The organism is Streptomyces sp. NPDC097617, assembly GCF_044761485.1.
Taxonomy (GTDB): domain Bacteria; phylum Actinomycetota; class Actinomycetes; order Streptomycetales; family Streptomycetaceae; genus Streptomyces.
In genome coordinates this window covers 64,386-79,538 of the sequence record NZ_JBIWCL010000008.1, presented here as the reverse complement: position 1 = coordinate 79,538, position 15,153 = coordinate 64,386, and the positions used below count along the sequence as shown (strand labels likewise).

Annotated in this window: 16 protein-coding genes; 7 read left to right on the top strand and 9 right to left on the bottom strand. The window is 69.5% G+C overall.

Annotation, left to right across the window (positions count from 1 at the left end):
* Positions 1 to 83 precede the first annotated feature (83 nt).
* Complete coding sequence (locus tag ACIQZO_RS15955) at positions 84 to 521, bottom strand: MarR family winged helix-turn-helix transcriptional regulator (RefSeq protein WP_403625991.1); 438 nt, start codon at positions 519 to 521, stop codon at positions 84 to 86.
* Positions 522 to 606: 85 nt separating this feature from the next.
* Between ACIQZO_RS15955 and ACIQZO_RS15950 the strand changes: the two genes are divergently transcribed.
* Positions 607 to 1,632: an SMP-30/gluconolactonase/LRE family protein gene (locus ACIQZO_RS15950; protein WP_403625988.1), complete on the top strand. Its 1,026-nt coding sequence runs from the start codon at positions 607 to 609 to the stop codon at positions 1,630 to 1,632.
* Between the two features lie 87 nt (positions 1,633 to 1,719).
* Here ACIQZO_RS15950 and ACIQZO_RS15945 read toward each other — a convergent pair whose 3' ends face one another.
* Positions 1,720 to 2,295, bottom strand: coding sequence for a hypothetical protein (locus ACIQZO_RS15945; protein WP_403625986.1), 576 nt, complete (start codon positions 2,293 to 2,295; stop codon positions 1,720 to 1,722).
* Positions 2,292 to 2,672 (bottom strand): PadR family transcriptional regulator, encoded by a 381-nt coding sequence (locus ACIQZO_RS15940; RefSeq protein WP_403625983.1) that lies wholly within the window; start codon positions 2,670 to 2,672, stop codon positions 2,292 to 2,294. The genes ACIQZO_RS15945 and ACIQZO_RS15940 overlap by 4 nt, the downstream gene beginning before the upstream one ends.
* 583 nt (positions 2,673 to 3,255) lie before the next feature.
* On the opposite strand from ACIQZO_RS15940, the gene ACIQZO_RS15935 reads away from it, so the two are divergent.
* The 4 genes from ACIQZO_RS15935 (at position 3,256) to ACIQZO_RS15920 (ending at position 7,657) form a co-directional block, all read left to right on the top strand.
* Positions 3,256 to 5,349: an N-6 DNA methylase gene (locus ACIQZO_RS15935; protein ID WP_403625980.1), complete on the top strand. Its 2,094-nt coding sequence runs from the start codon at positions 3,256 to 3,258 to the stop codon at positions 5,347 to 5,349.
* A 149-nt stretch (positions 5,350 to 5,498) separates the two neighbouring features.
* Entirely contained in the window at positions 5,499 to 6,080 is a 582-nt protein-coding gene (locus ACIQZO_RS15930; RefSeq protein ID WP_403625977.1) for a Uma2 family endonuclease, read from the top strand.
* 644 nt (positions 6,081 to 6,724) lie between these two features.
* Positions 6,725 to 7,159, top strand: a complete 435-nt coding sequence (locus ACIQZO_RS15925) for a hypothetical protein (protein WP_403625975.1) — start codon at positions 6,725 to 6,727, stop codon at positions 7,157 to 7,159.
* A 225-nt stretch (positions 7,160 to 7,384) separates the two neighbouring features.
* The gene (locus ACIQZO_RS15920) at positions 7,385 to 7,657 is read left to right on the top strand and encodes a hypothetical protein (RefSeq protein WP_403625973.1); all 273 of its coding nucleotides are present in this window, start codon (positions 7,385 to 7,387) and stop codon (positions 7,655 to 7,657) included.
* A gap of 541 nt (positions 7,658 to 8,198) precedes the next feature.
* Here ACIQZO_RS15920 and ACIQZO_RS15915 read toward each other — a convergent pair.
* From ACIQZO_RS15915 to ychF, 4 genes are all read right to left on the bottom strand, one after another.
* The gene (locus ACIQZO_RS15915) at positions 8,199 to 9,029 is read right to left on the bottom strand and encodes a helix-turn-helix domain-containing protein (protein ID WP_403625970.1); all 831 of its coding nucleotides are present in this window, start codon (positions 9,027 to 9,029) and stop codon (positions 8,199 to 8,201) included.
* Entirely contained in the window at positions 9,026 to 9,568 is a 543-nt protein-coding gene (locus ACIQZO_RS15910) for a DUF6879 family protein (RefSeq protein ID WP_403625967.1), read from the bottom strand. The genes ACIQZO_RS15915 and ACIQZO_RS15910 overlap by 4 nt, the downstream gene beginning before the upstream one ends.
* Positions 9,552 to 9,743: a hypothetical protein gene (locus ACIQZO_RS15905; protein ID WP_361333796.1), complete on the bottom strand. Its 192-nt coding sequence runs from the start codon at positions 9,741 to 9,743 to the stop codon at positions 9,552 to 9,554. The genes ACIQZO_RS15910 and ACIQZO_RS15905 overlap by 17 nt, the downstream gene beginning before the upstream one ends.
* Before the next feature lie 332 nt (positions 9,744 to 10,075).
* The gene (gene ychF / locus ACIQZO_RS15900) at positions 10,076 to 11,164 is read right to left on the bottom strand and encodes a redox-regulated ATPase YchF (RefSeq protein ID WP_403625963.1); all 1,089 of its coding nucleotides are present in this window, start codon (positions 11,162 to 11,164) and stop codon (positions 10,076 to 10,078) included.
* Positions 11,165 to 11,446: 282 nt separating this feature from the next.
* Here ychF and ACIQZO_RS15895 point away from each other — a divergent pair, with 282 nt between their 5' ends.
* Positions 11,447 to 11,824 (top strand): DUF6542 domain-containing protein, encoded by a 378-nt coding sequence (locus ACIQZO_RS15895; protein ID WP_403625960.1) that lies wholly within the window; start codon positions 11,447 to 11,449, stop codon positions 11,822 to 11,824.
* Positions 11,825 to 11,833: 9 nt separating this feature from the next.
* Here the strand turns inward: ACIQZO_RS15895 and ppgK are convergent, their stop codons facing one another.
* Together ppgK and ACIQZO_RS15885 are read right to left on the bottom strand one after the other, a co-directional pair.
* Complete coding sequence (gene ppgK / locus ACIQZO_RS15890) at positions 11,834 to 12,601, bottom strand: polyphosphate--glucose phosphotransferase (RefSeq protein ID WP_403625957.1); 768 nt, start codon at positions 12,599 to 12,601, stop codon at positions 11,834 to 11,836.
* A 21-nt stretch (positions 12,602 to 12,622) separates the two neighbouring features.
* A complete protein-coding gene (locus tag ACIQZO_RS15885; RefSeq protein WP_403625955.1) occupies positions 12,623 to 13,627 on the bottom strand; it encodes a 4-hydroxy-3-methylbut-2-enyl diphosphate reductase in 1,005 nt (334 codons plus the stop codon).
* 129 nt (positions 13,628 to 13,756) lie between these two features.
* Here ACIQZO_RS15885 and ACIQZO_RS15880 point away from each other — a divergent pair, with 129 nt between their 5' ends.
* On the top strand, positions 13,757 to 15,136 hold the full coding sequence (locus ACIQZO_RS15880; protein ID WP_403625952.1) for an APC family permease: 1,380 nt from the start codon (positions 13,757 to 13,759) through the stop codon (positions 15,134 to 15,136).
* Positions 15,137 to 15,153: the final 17 nt, after the last annotated feature.

Here is a 15,153-nt window from a genome sequence, read left to right as displayed (position 1 = left end):
CCCCTAGTTCTGATGCGCGAACCCCCCCGCACAGTTCCAAAACAGAGCAAAGTCCTGCCGGAGAACACGGCGGGCGGCCGGCCTCAGCGCTGGGCGTCGAGTACCTCCGCACACCGCCCGAGCAGCTCGATGAGCAACTCCCGCTCCTCGCCGGTGAATGCCGCGGCGAGCGCACGTTCCACCCGTACGGCTCCGGCGTCCGCCAGCTCCATCACCGTACGGCCCTCGTCCGTGAGCCGGATCTCCAGCACGTTGCGGTGCCATTCGTGCGGGGTCCGCTCGATGAGCCCGCGCTCCTGGAGGTTCTTCAGCACGGTGTTCATGGTCGGCGGCGTCACTCCGCACAACCGCGCGAGCGCGGCGGCCGAGATACCGGGCTTCTCGGCGAGCCAGAGCAGGGCGGCGTACTGCGGAACCGTTACTGCGGCCGGCTTGCACGCCGCGTTCTTCGCCGCGAGAAGCGCCTGCTCGGCGCGCTTGAGGTGAGAGCCGATGCGCTCCTCGGGGGCCATGGAGGTCATGCCCGCATCTTACGGCCACCCTTGCATGCATTAGAGCTCTCACATACATTCGCCCTCACCGATTCAATAGAGGACACCGATGAAGATGAAGTCATCCCTCCCCACCGCCCTCCCCGCCGTCCTCCCCGCCGTCCTGACCCTGGCCGCGACCCTCACCCTCGGAGCGGCCCCGGCCCCGGACTCCACCCATGCGCAGCCGCATCCCGGCTCCCCGCACATATCCACGGCCTTCTCCCTACCCGGCGGCAAGGTCTACCCGGAGGGCATCGCCGCCGACCCCCGCACGCGCACGGTCTACGTCGGCTCGTACGCGGACGGCACGGTGTACCGGGCCCGCCCCGGCCGCCCCGAGGCGGAGGTGTTCCTGCCCGCCGGCACCGACGGCCGCCGCACGGCGAACGGCCTGCGGGTCGACGCCCTCGGCCGCCTCTGGGTCACCGACTCCACCACCGGCGTGGCGGTCTACGACACCGCCGACGGGTCGCGCCTCGCCCACTTCGAGGTGGCGCGGGGCGCCGGAGCCCCCGCCCACTTCATCAACGACCTGACGATCACCCCGGACGGGACCGCGTACCTCACGGACAGCGTCCGCGCCGTGATCTACCGCGTGACCCCGGAGCAGCTGGCCGCCGGCGGCGGCGCGCTGACCGAGACCTACGACCTCACCCCGGCCCTGCGCCCGCGGCCGGCGGGCAGCTTCAGCCTCAACGGCATCGTCTCCGACCGGGCGGGCCGCTACCTCCTCACCGTCGACATGACGGCGGGCGACCTCTACCGCGTGGACCTGCGCACCGGCGCGATCCGCCGGGTCGCCCTCACCGGCGGCGCCGACCTGAAGGCCGCCGACGGCCTCGACCTCGCCCCCGACGGCACCCTGCGCGTCGCGCACAACACCACCAACACGCTGACCCGCTGGCAGGTCGGCGCGAACGGCACCCGCGCCCGGCTGACCCGTACGATCACGGACCCGTCGCTGCAGATCCCCACCACCCTGGCGCACACCCCCGGCCGCACGCTGGTGGTCCGCTCCCAGTTCGACAAGGGCGGCCCCATGTCCCCGGACTCGGGCACCCCCACCACCTTCACGATCGCCGCGGTCCGCGGCTTCTGAACGCGCCCGCAGGACCGGCGGGGCGACTTCGGCCCCGAGCCGGTCCCGCGCCGGCGCCCGCGTGCGTACGCGTACCTTCGAACGCGTTCAGGCAGGCCGGGTCGAGCCGCTCACGGCATGTCGGCCGGCCCGCGCGTCGGTGACCGCGAAGGGCACCATGGGCAGCAGCAGGACCGGCGCGGCCCACAGCGGAAACGTGAAGACCACACCGTCGCCGGCCAGCCACCGGGTGAGGATCACCACGGGCAGGCCGACGGCGAGCTCGAGCAGCCACCGCCGGTGCAGCCGCATCTCTCCGCGCCGCAGCTCCCAGGCGACCGTCGCCGCGCCGAGGACCACCACGAAGGCGAGATGGCCGGGGGTCACGGCCAGCCGGGTGGTCCACCGCACCAGGCAGCCCAAGAGCGACAGCCAGCCGAGCATGTAGCAGGCCATGGCCAGCGTGCGCACCGCCCGCCGCGCGAACGGGGCGCGCTCGCGCGCCCAGGCCGCGGCGAAGGCCCGTACGTCCGGGCCGACGACGTCCTGCGCGCTGCGGCCGGCGGCCTGCGCGTCCTCCAGGTGCGCGGAGAGCTCGTCGAGCATCTCCCGCATGACCGCGTCGTCGACCCCGCGGTACTCCCAGTTGCTGCGGCAGGCCGCGAGTATCTGCTCGTTCGTCATGGTGCGTGTTCCCCCGTGGAGTGCGTACCGGCGTCCAGGATCCGACCCACCGACCCGGCGAAGGCCCCCCAGCCGGCCCGCCCGCCCCTCAGCTCGGCGTCCCCCGCCCCGGTCAGCCGGTAGTACTTGCGCGGGGCGCCACCACTGGGCGACGCGGCACGGTACGAGGACACGAGCCCCGCCCGCTCCATCCGCGCGAGCAGCGGATAGATGCTGCCGTCACTGACGAGTTCGAGCCCGCTGTCGGCGAGCGCCTGCGCGAACTCGAATCCGTACCGCGGCCGTTCGGCGATGAGGGACAGCAGACACAGATCGAGCACTCCCCGCAGAAGCTGACTGCGCCGCTGGTCACCGGCCGCAACCGGCTCCTTTGTCATGCGGCACAAGATAGTCCCCAACCCTCTTGCACCACAAGACAATCACCCCGAATCGCACGGGAACGCGGCCTCGCATCAAGGCGACAGACGGCCCCTCGCGTGCGGGAAGCCACAGCGAGCGGCGCCGGCGGGTCGACCCGCCGACATCGGTGTGACCTGAGTCACACATAAAGCCCTCCATGCCGCCAACCCCTCAACTCCACACCCTCTCCCCCCACTCCGATATGCAGCGAGAACGCCACGCAGACATGTGCGCAGCACCACTGCGCACACGGTCGCGCGATTGACGTGCGCCTGCCGGCGAGCCCGCAGGCCACCTCACAGGCTGCTAATTTCCTCCTTGCGAGGCCTCCACGCTCGACCCAAGAGGTCAACTCGCGTCAAAGACAAGACCATTGAGAGTGCGCAGCAACGCTGCGCAGAAAACGGGGGAACCGAGGATGAAAGCGTTCTTCGATCTGCTGGGGAAGGCGATGCAGACGACGGGGACAACACTGCGTCTGTGTCTGCTGATGCTGGTGCCCGCGGCCGCCTACGTCATCAGCCGCCTGCAGTGAGGCCGAGCCCGAGCAAGGAGTCCCCGGTGGAGACCACAGACGCCAAGAGTCCCGCCGCAGCGGTCGTCGACCGACTGTGGCGGGCGTACGCCCCCTATCAACGAGGCCGCGGGACGGACCGCGACCTCACCGCGATGCTCGCGATCCTGCTGCTCGCGGGATTCATCGACTCGGTGGACGACCCGGGGGACGAGCTCGCCAAACGGTGGTCCAGGGCCACGGCGGAGGCACAGACCGGCTACCCGCCGCTGAGGGACCTGAGCGAGGCGCTCCTCCTCGCCGCCAGGCACGAGCGCTTTCCCGCGCGTGCACCGTGGAGCGTGGAGAGCGTGTTCGCCGACAACGGCGAGGCAACGGGCGGTCTGCCGTGGGCAGCGGGATTCCTCGCGGCGCTCCAACACCCCCCGACAGCGGTCGGGGCCGGACTCGAAGAGGTCAGCGGCCTGCTCCTGGAGCGATACGTCGCGGAGAGCGCCGCGCAAACAGGCGAGTACCACACCCCGCGGGCGCTCACCCGCCTGCTCGCGGAATCGCTGTCCCCCCAGGCCGGCGATCGCGTACTGGACCCCGCGTGCGGCACCGGAGGTTTCCTCGTCGCCGCCGCGCAGCACATCGCGAAGCAGGGGCACGCCGGTGACGCCTCGTTCGAGGGCTACGCCATGGACCACCGCAACCCTCACCTGGCCATGCTGAACCTGGCCGTGCACGGAATCGACCGGCCCGTCGTACGAGCCTCCGATCCCGGATCGCTGTTCCGGAGCCCGGGCGACGGCATGGCCGATTTCGTGCTGAGCAATCCGCCGTTCAACCAGCGCGTCCAGGGTCTTGAACACCTCGGCTGGCCCTTCGGGCCACCGCCGGACTCCAATGCGAACTTCGCCTGGCTCCAGCTCGCGTGGACCCGGCTCAGCGAAAAGGGCAAGGCGGCCCTGATCATGCCGTCGGGCGCCGCCTCCACACGCGGTCGCGAGGCCGAGATCCGCAGGAGGATGCTGATCGCGGGCGCAGTCCTCGCCGTCGTCGCACTACCGGCCGATCTCTTCGCCCACACGGCCGTCCCCGTGCACCTGTGGCTGCTCGCCCGCGACAAGACCCGCCACGTGCCCGTCGGCGAATCCGATTCCGTCCTCTTCATCGACGCGAGTCAGCTGGGTACGCAGGCCCCGCGCCAGGCGCGCGTACTCGGCCCGGCCGACGGAGAACGCATCAGCAGCCGGTTTCACGCATGGTTGCGTTCTCCTCGTACGACACCGGACGAACCCGGCTTCTCCTGCTCGGTCCCGTACGCAGAGATCCTGGAGAACGACGGCTGCCCCCTGGACCCCCGGATGTACGTGGTGCCGTCACGGGAACGCCCGCCCGCCGCACTGGACACGCGTCGCCTGCTCGACGAGCTGACCGAACGGGCCGGGTCGACAGCCGGAGCGACTGCCCGCCTGCACAAGAGCTTCGACCGGAGCGAGCGGGTGGCCCGCAATGAGACCGAGGTCCCGCGTGTGCCACTCCGGCGCATCGTGGAGGGCACCGCGGAGGGGGCGTTCGAGGCACCGGCTCCGGGCCTGCTCCTCGCGGGACCGTCGGGGAGCCTGATCCGCGCCGACCACTACGTCGACGCCTACGGCGTCCCCGTCGTGATGCCCAGAGACCTGACGGGAAACGGCTTCAGCACGGCCGGCATCCGGTACATCAGCGAGCGGCAGGCCTCGCAGCTGGAACGCTTCCGCCTCCAACCGGGCGATGTCGTCCTCGCGCGCCGCGGGGAGCTGGGGCGAGCCGCCGTCGTCCGTGAGGAACAGCGCGGCTGGCTGTGCGGCACCGGGTGCTTCGTGCTGCGTCCCCCCGCCGGACTCGACGCCGACTACTTCGCCGCGTACCTACGAGGTCCGGAGGCACGGACATGGCTGGAGAACCACTCCACCGGGAGCATGAAGATGAAGACCATCTCCCTCGGCGTACTCGGCGACCTGCCCGTCGTACTGCCCGACCTCGCCACACAGCGGGCGGTCGCCGACACGATGACGCAGCTGGACGAACACGAGCGCCTGCTGCACGAGCAGCTCGACCTGACGCGACGCATCCGCCACGGCGCGCTGGACGGAGGCATCATCCCTCCGCCGTAACCGCTCCCGGGCGCCGTCGGGGCGTGAACCGCCTCGACGAGGTATCCAAGCGCCGGAGCCGGGCTGGATGCGGCACGGCGAGTCGGCGAAAATCCTGGGGCGAGATCGTTCGGCTCTTCACGTTCAGCCGCGGGCGCTACCGTGAAGCCATGACCGCACTGCCCGACTGGATGCGCCCGCCGCGCGCGGAAGGCTGGTTCGCGGAGGACCTGGACCGTCTCCCCGAGGCGCCCCGCCACACCGAGCTCATCGACGGAGCCCTCGTCTTCATGATGTCGCCCCAGAGGTGGTGGCACGGCCACCTCGTCACCATGCTCACCGTCGCCCTCATGGATCAGGTACCGGGCGATGCCAGAATCGGCCGCGCGATGACCATCAAACTCGACCCGCGCAACCGCCCCGAACCTGATCTCCTGGTGACCACGGCCCCGTACGACGACGACCGCACCTGGTTCGCACCGGATGAGGTCCGACTCGTCATCGAGGTCGTCTCCCCCGAGTCCGCCCATCGCGATCGCACGGTAAAGCTCCGCAAATACGCGGAGGCCGGCATCCCGCACTGCTGGTGCATCGAGGACGAGGACGGGGCACCCGTCGTCCACGTCTACGAGCTCGACGAACCCACCGGCGCCTACGCTCCCGCAGGCATCTTCCGGGGCACCCTCCAACGCCCCGTGCCCTTCGAGGTCAGCCTGGACCTCGACAAGCTCACACCGCCCCGAAGCAGCTGAAAAGCCAGCTCCACGTGAGCACGGGAAGGCAGAAGGGGTCGGACTCGCGGGAGTCCGACCCCTTCTGAACTGCACGTTTCGACGAACTGTCTCAGACACGGTGAGGCAACGACCACACGTTGAAGCGGAACGTCGAGCACAGGGCTACTACCTGCGAAAACGTCGAGTTCGAGGGCGCCGTCCCAGCGCGGGAGGAACATGTGGCGCCACCCGTACCGCGTCAGCGGTCAGTAGCGGTACCGAGCCGCGAGAATGATGACTTCCTGGTCCGTCACCAGGTAGACGAGGCGGCGTCAGAAATCCCGGCACGGGAACAGCGAAGGGCCGACTCCCGCTGCCGCTTCCAGCCGTCGATGCGAGTTCCACGCAAGCGGCAGCCGAGTCCACGCGGGAAGCGTAGTAGAGAAAGCGGCAGAGATGCCCTGTATGGGAAGAGAGGCGCCTCGCGACCGACGCCAAGCAGAGCCGCCCGGAGGGCGGACAGCGGAAAGCTGGTGGACGGCTGCGACGGCCGGAGTCCGCACCTTCGAGGAGTCTCGATGACGTCCAGAGGCACTCCAGTCCGGCAAGCGCCGCTGAAGCGGATCAGGCGATGTCTGGCGATTGCCTGACAGACGAGGTTTGGGTCCGGTAGATCTGTGCAAGTGACTGACTCCGCGTCCCACAATGACGGCGAGCCCACCTCCCTGCGTGAAAAGGTCAAGGGCTGGGTCGAGAAGGGTAAGGGCTGGGCCGAGGAGCACCCGAGGACGATCCACTGCGTCAAAGCCGCAGGCGCGGTTGCAGGCGTGATCGCCGTCGCGGTCCTCGCGCAGAGCGGCAGGACTGAGGACGAAGACGAGATCTCCAGCCGCGCCGAGGCCTCCGCGAACGCTGGGGATGACTCGAAGAGCGAGGGCGCTGAGAGCACTGACTCGGCGGAGGAGAGCGAGAAGCGGAACTCGCCCGGCAAGCACAACGTCGCCCCGCACAAGAGGCGGCTGAAGGGCGGCCGTGAGATCGACGTATCGGGTTACGAGCGGGGCGGCTCCTCGGAAGACGAGGACGAGGACGAAGACCCCGGCGAAGCCGCAGCCTGAACATCGCTCGTTTCTGTGCGGTGCCGGCGGAGGCCCTGCGGAGCGGTCGCGCCGCTGCTGACCTGCTGAGATGTGCGCGCTGACCGCGTGAGCGCCAGGCCCTCGCCGACCTCGGAACCGTGGCAGAATCCGAGCTGCTAAGACGTGGCGGCCGGGGAAACCAGATCCAAGGGGTCATACCCCACCCCTTCCCCCCGTTCCGTCGCCGCCTCTACCATCCCGCTCATGATCAAGCTGACGTGGGCACTGGTCGCCGAGCACGTAGACGAGTGGACTGGGGACGACATCGTGCAGGGCGCGGCCGTCCTCGAAGCCCGGGTGGGGGCTGCGGTCGACGCGAGCGGTATGAAGCCGGAGACCGTGCAGAACTGGCGAACAGACTTCCTCACGCCCGTGGTTGAATCTCTGCGCACCGAGGGGACGGCCGCTCTCGCGCGGGGCGAATCATGGAGCAAGGCGGCCGGGCCGTTCCTCGCCTGCGCATCCTCAGCCAGCTGAGCGCCATCCGCCTCGTCAGGGCGGACTGGCTGCTTCATCAGGCACGCCCTCGCTCCTCCTCCGCCCTCACCACCATTGCGAACGACGTACACACACGCCGGAAGCCCCTGTGGCCACTGTGCCCCGTGTGCCCCATGCACTCGATGTCCACCGCGGCCCCGTCCTCCGACGGCCTCGCCGTCCACAGGCAGTGGAGACACTCGGCCTCGAACGTCACGTCGGTGTCCGGGTGTTGAGTGATCCGGTGCGTCACGTATCGCAGCACAGCGCGGGCCATCACTCGTCTCCGTGTGTGTCGCGTAGGTGCTCCCGCAGGGTCACGTTCGTATCGGAGACCTTGGAGTAGTCCCCGACCGATCCCGCGTTGACCCGCTGGACTGCGAGGCCCAGGCATTCCCGACAGCCCGGGGCCGGTTCCGGTCGTGCCGGCGGTAGGGACAAGTGCACCGGGCCTGACATGACCGTCTGTTCTCCGCTCACCTCGTACGCCTCCCCGCGTCTCATCGAGGAGAACATCGTCAGCCGCTGAGCAGGGGCGGAGCTAGGGCATTTCCCGTTCGCGCAAGAACCCGTCCCGGATGCCCTCGACCAGGTCACGCATTTCGTCCCCGGCAAGGGACACGGTGGTGAACCGGTCGAACTTGTCGACGTACAGCGAGACGTCCCGCGGGTCGGTCACGACCATTTCCGCGTGCGTGGTCTCAACGGTCACCACCCGGTCGTCCCGGATGACGAAGGAGTGGCCGGGAACGTCTCGCTGCGGGGTATCGAGGGCGACCACGCGCACGTCCACGTGGGGCAGGCGAGACACGGACACGATGCGGTCCAACTGCCCCGCCATCATCGCTGCGGGGAGCAGACGCCAGCGCAGGACAGGTTCCGTGATGACGAAGCGCAGGCTCTTCCCCGCGTCGTAGAGAACTCGTTGGCGTTCGATCCGGGCCGAGACCGTACGGGAGAGCTGTTCATCCGTGAGCCCCTTCGGTTCCAGCACCGCCCGGATGTACTCCGGTGTCTGGAGCAGGCCGGGAACCAGGGACGGTTGGAAGAGACGCAGGAGCGTCATGGAGGACTCAAGCGCCCTGATCTGCTCCTGCTTCTTGTGGTATCCCATGCGCCGGAAGAGACGCCATGCAGTCGCCTCTGTGGCCTGTGCGCGGGCTACAGCGAGGTACTCGGCCTTGATCTCCGGTGACACACCCAGGGCCGTGAGGATGCGCTCTACGTCTGCCGTTGCGACAGCCACCCGGCCGTTCTCGATCTTCGACAGCTTGGCCGTCGACATGACGGCACCACGGGCCACGGCCTTGGCTTCCTTTCCGGATGCCTGCCGCAGGGCCCGCAGTGCCGCGCCGAGTTCTGTCCGGTTCACTCCCCGTACTTTGCCCACCACTCGGCGAACGGAACGGACAGCGTCAGAGCTGTACTCCGGTGGGCGGCGTACGGAGACTCTTCGGGGATGAGGAACTCTCTCGGGGCGGCGAAGAACGTCGGGCCGGTGAAGGCGCCGTTGTCGTCGTAGTTGAGGACGACCGGCTCGCGGCCGTCGAAGAGCCAGAAGTCCGGTACACCGGCCAAGGGGTTCTCTCGGTCGGTGACGTCGAGGATGTGGAACTCCTCGCCTGCACTCATGTTCGTCAGGTAACCCCAGCTCAGTTCGTAGCGGAGGTACGGCGTGAGTGGGCGGGACAGGACGTGAACGCGCACCATGCGCTTCCCGCTCTCCGTCGCCTTGCCCACGGTCTCCAGCCAGCCCGCGTTGTAGTCCTCGGGCTTGGGCTCCCCTGCAAGGAAGGAGCGGAAAGCTGCGGGGTTCCCAGAGTTGCTGTAGTCGTCGAGGGTCTCCAGCCGGAACGCCTCCTCCCGGAAGGTGGAGAAGCGGGCAGCCAGGTCGTTAGATGCGCTGATCACGGATTGCCTTCCGGATGAGGTCCATGGGGATTTCCACCAGGGCTTCGCCCTCCGGTACGTCGAGGCCGTGGCCGGTCGGCACGCCTCCCTGCACGATCAGGGTTCCCCTGTCGGTCGCGTACAGGGTGGGACAGTCCCCGTTCTCACAGGTCGTGGCCAGCTTCGTCAGCCTCATACGGTGCCCCCTCGTTCCCGTGCTCCGGTGTCCCGTTCATCGTTCCCAGCCGCCAGCGTTTCCCACAAGGGGTTCGAGTTTCCGGAACGGGAAACCGCTCCCCCGCCCCTCACCTCGCGTCACCCACGCGAGCGGACTCCTCTTCTCACGCTGAAAGCCCAGGTCATCACCGACCCAACCCCCTCCGCAGGGTCAGCACCAAGTCAGCACACGACCCGGAAACGGCGTGAATCCGCAGGAGAAAACAGGAAGGGGCCAGACCCGAAGATCTGGCCCCTGACCTGGGGTTTCCTACTCTGACCAGCCACTTCAGCCGATCAAGGAATCAGGCACTACACGTTGAAGCGGAACTCCACCACGTCGCCGTCCTGCATGACGTAGTCCTTGCCCTCCATGCGGGCCTTGCCCTTGGCGCGGGCCTCGGCGACCGAGCCGCAGGCGACCAGGTCCGCGAACGAAATGACCTCGGCCTTGATGAAGCCGCGCTGGAAGTCGGTGTGGATCACGCCGGCCGCCTCGGGGGCCGTCGCGCCCTGCTTGATGGTCCAGGCGCGGGTTTCCTTCGGGCCGGCCGTCAGGTAGGTCTGCAGGCCGAGGGTGGCGAAGCCGACACGGCCGAGGGTGGCCATGCCGGGCTCCTCCTGGCCGACCGACTGGAGGAGTTCGAGCGACTCGTCGTCGTCGAGCTCGATGAGCTCCGCCTCCAGCTTGGCGTTGAGGAAGATCGCCTCGGCCGGGGCGACGAGGGCGCTCTGCTCGGCCTTGAAGGCGTCGTCCGTCAGCTCGTCCTCGTCCACGTTGAAGACGTAGAGGAAGGGCTTCGTGGTGAGCAGGTGGAGCTCGTGGAGGAGGTCGCCCCGCTCCGTGCCCTTGGTGATGCCCTTCGAGAAGAGGGTGTCGCCCGCTTCGAGGATCTTCTTGGCCTCGACGACGGCCGCGAGGACCGCGACCTTCTCCTTCTGGAGGCGGGACTCCTTCGTCAGGCGCGGTTCGGCCTTCTCGATCGACTGGAGGTCGGCGAGGATCAGCTCGGTGTTGATCGTCTCGATGTCGTCCTTGGGCGAGACCTTGCCGTCGACGTGGACGACGTTCTCGTCCTTGAAGGCGCGGATGACCTGGCAGATCGCGTCCGACTCGCGGATGTTCGCGAGGAACTTGTTGCCGAGGCCCTCGCCCTCCGAGGCGCCGCGCACGATGCCCGCGATGTCGACGAAGTCGACCGTCGCCGGGAGGACGCGCTGCGATCCGAAGATGCCCGCGAGGACGGCCAGGCGCTGGTCCGGGACGCCGACGACGCCGACGTTCGGCTCGATGGTGGCGAACGGGTAGTTGGCCGCCAGCACGTCGTTCTTGGTCAGGGCGTTGAACAGGGTCGACTTGCCGACATTCGGCAGGCCGACGATTCCGATCGTGAGCGACACGTTGGCGACTTCCCGTAGCTGGAGGGGGCGGCGGCCCGGGGGTGGGCCACCGGACAGTTTACTTTCCGATGAGTGGCACTCGTTGTACGCGTGTCCCCACACCGATACCGCGCTCGCCCCGCCTAGCTTGGTCGTGTGGAGCAACACAGGACGCGATCGGCCCCTCACCCGCAGCGACCCCCGGCCCAGCGCGGGGGACCGCGGGCCACAGCGGTGCCCGCCCAGGCGGCCGGCGGCGGATCTCGGCGGTCCCCGCTCGCGCGGCGGATGCCCCGGCCCCGGTTGACCGGGCTCGGCGGCGGGCTGTTCGCGTGCGCCGCCATGGTGCTGGTGGCCGGGATCAGCTGGCTGCTCTTCGGCTCCTCGCTCTTCGTCTACGGGCTGCTCTTCCTGCCCGTAGCGGCCGCGACCGCGCTCTGGGTGCGGCCCGCCGACCTGATCACCGCGCCGATCGGGGTCCCCATCGCCTTCGCCGCCGGAGTGTGGCCCATCTCGGGCGGCTCCGGCGGCCTCGGCGGGCAGCTGATGGGGCTGGTGTCCGCACTGTCGCTGCACGCGGGCTGGCTCTACGCCGGGACGCTGGTCGCCGCGCTGATCGCCGTCGTGCGCAAGGCCGTGCTCATCGGCAGGCGGCGGATGCCCCGCCGCCTCACCCAGTGAGCACCCGGCCTACCTCTTCGCCGCCGCCCTCGTTGCATTCGTCGCCTTCGCCGCCATCGCCGCTCCCACGATGCCCGCGTTGTTCTGGAGCTTCGCCGGAACGATCTCGGCCCGCACGCCCTCGATCAGCGGCAGGAACTTCTCCGGCTTGCGGCTGACGCCGCCACCGATGATGAAGAGGTCCGGGGAGAACAGCATCTCCACGTGCTGGAGGTAGCGCTGCACACGGTGCGCCCAGCGCTCCCACGTGAGCTCGTGGTCCTCCTTGGCCTTCACCGACGCCCGCGTCTCCGCGTCGTGGCCCCTCAGCTCCAGGTGCCCGAGCTCCGTGTTCGCCACCAGCCGCCCGTCCGTGAACAGGGCGCTCCCGATGCCCGTCCCCAGGGTGAGCAGCAGGACGGTGCCGCCCCGCCCGCGCCCGGCCCCGTACGTCATCTCCGCGACCCCCGCCGCGTCCGCGTCGTTCAGGACCGTGACGGGCAGGCCGCCGAGCTCGCGCGAGAGCAGCGCCGCCGAGTCGACTCCGATCCAGGACTTGTCCATGTTGGCCGCCGTACGGGTAACCCCGCCGGTGACCACACCCGGGAAGGTGACCCCGACCGGACCGTCCCAGTCGAAGGTGCGCACCACCTCGACGACACAGCCGGCCACCCCCTCGGGGGTGGCCGGCTGCGGTGTCAGTACTTTGTGGCGCTCCTGCGCCAGGTCGCCACGTTCCAGGTCCACGGGTGCGCCCTTGATCCCGGACCCGCCGATGTCCACGCCGAAGATCTGCATGGACATACCGTACGAAACGAGTTACTTGTCGGCGACCAGTTCGGCAGCCTCGGCACGCAGGTCGCGGCGGAGTTCCTTCGGCAGCGAGAAGATGATCGACTCCTCGGCGGTCTTGACGATCTCCACGTCCTCGAAGCCGCGCGTCGACAGCCACTCCAGGACCTCTTCGACCAGGACCTCCGGCACCGAGGCGCCCGAGGTGAGGCCGACCGTGGCGACGCCCTCCAGCCAGGCCTCGTCGATCTCGCTGGCGAAGTCGACCAGGTACGCGGCCTTGGCGCCGGCGTCCTTGGCGACCTCGACGAGCCGGATCGAGTTCGAGGAGTTCCTCGAGCCGACCACGATGACCAGGTCCGAGTCGGCGCCCATCACCTTGACCGCCGCCTGGCGGTTCGAGGTGGCGTAGCAGATGTCGTCGCTCGGCGGGGAGACGAGCAGCGGGAACTTCGTCTTGAGCGCGTCGACCGTCTCCATGGTCTCGTCGACCGAGAGGGTGGTCTGGGAGAGCCAGACCACCTTGGACTCGTCGCGGACGGTGACCTTCTCCACGTCGTGCGGGCCGTCGACGATCGTGATGTGCTCGGGGGCCTCGCCGGAGGTGCCGATGACCTCCTCGTGGCCCTCGTGGCCGATGAGGAGGATGTCGAAGTCCTCGTTGGCGTACCGGATGGCTTCCTTGTGCACCTTGGTGACCAGCGGGCAGGTCGCGTCGATCGTCGCGAGCTTGCCGCGCGCCGCCTCCTCGTGCACCACCGGCGCCACACCGTGCGCGGAGAACATCACGATGGAGCCCTCGGGGACCTCCTCCGTCCGCTCGACGAAGATGGCGCCCTTCTTCTCGAGCGTCTGGACGACGTACTTGTTGTGCACGATCTCGTGGCGGACGTAGACCGGCGCACCGTACTGCTCAAGGGCTTTCTCGACGGCGATCACGGCTCGGTCCACGCCCGCGCAGTATCCGCGGGGAGCGGCGAGCAGGACACGGCGGGAAGCGGGAGCGGGGGCGGGAGCAGTCATGTGCTCCATCGTACGGGGGTCTCCAGGAGGCCGGGCGTCGCCCGTACGGCACACACTGGCCCGAAAGCCCGCACCACCCGCACCACCGCCTGCACCCGCCTGCACCCGCCTGCACCCGCCCACAGCCCCGGAGGACGGATGGCTTCCGTTACGGATCCCAGTGCGGCGGCGCCCACGGCGCTGCGGCGAAGCCTCGGCTTCCGGGATCTGGTCGTCTACGGCCTGCTGTTCATCGCCCCGATGGCTCCCGTCGGGGTCTTCGGCACGCTCGACGCCACTTCGCACGGCGCCGTCGCCCTCGTCTACCTCTGCGCGACCGTCGCGATGGCCTTCACGGCCTTCAGCTACGCGCAGATGGTGCGGGTCGCCCCGCAAGCCGGCTCCGTCTTCACATACGCCCGAAAGGGTCTCGGCGAGGGCCCGGGGCTGATCGCCGGGTGGATGGCGATGCTCGACTACCTGCTGATCCCGGCCGTCGCGTACCTCTTCTCGGGGATCGCGATGAACGCGCTGGTCCCGGAGGTCTCCCGGTGGGTGTGGACGGCCCTGGCCGTCGTGATCACCACCCTGCTGAACCTGTGGGGCGTACGGGCGGCCGCGCGGGTGGGTTTCGCCGTGCTGGCCATGGAGATCGTGGTCCTGCTCGTCTTCCTGGTCGCCGCGGTGACCGTACTGGCCCGGGGCGGGGCGCGGCGCGGCTGGCTGTCCCCGCTGACCGGCGACGGCTCGCTCGGCTTCAGTACGGCCGCAGTACTGGGCGCGGTATCGGTGGCGGTCCTGTCCTACCTCGGCTTCGACGCCATCGCCTCCTTCGCCGAGGAGGTGACGGGCGGATCGGAACGGGTGGCGCGGGCGGTGCTGTTCTGCCTGGCGCTCGCCGGGGTGCTGTTCGTCGCGCAGAGCTATCTGGCGGCGCTGCTCATGCCGGTGTCGGCGGCGGAGCTGGCGGTGGATCCGGCGCAGCAGGGCCCGGCCTTCTACAACGCGGTGGAGTCCGCGGTGGGCTCCTGGCTGCACGACCTGGTGGCGGTCAGCAAGGCGATCGGGGCGGCCTTCGCGGCGCTGGCGGGGCAGGCGGCGGCCGGGCGGCTGGTGTTCGCGATGGCCCGGGAGCGGCGGCTGCCGCGGGTGCTGGCCCGGACCTCGGACGGCACCCCGCGGCCCGCCCTGCTGGTGGCGGCGGCCATCACGCTGGTCGCTGCGGTGTGGGCGGCCCGGCGCGACGACGGGCTGGACCACCTGGTGTCGGTCGTGGACGTGGGGGCGCTGGTGGCCTTCACCCTGCTGCACGCCTCGGTGGTGGGCTGGTTCGTGGTCAAGCGGCGCGAGGGGGCGCCGAACTGGTGGAAGCACCTGGTGATGCCCGTGCTGGGCGCGGTGGTGACCGTCGTGGTGATCTTCGAAGCCTCCTGGACGGCGAAACTGGTGGGGGCGGTGTGGCTGGCGGTGGGCTTGGCGGTGCTGTTCGCGCAGCGCGGACGCCGGGACCTGCCCGGCGACACCGGCGCCGGGGCCTGACGCACTGTCGGCGGCGC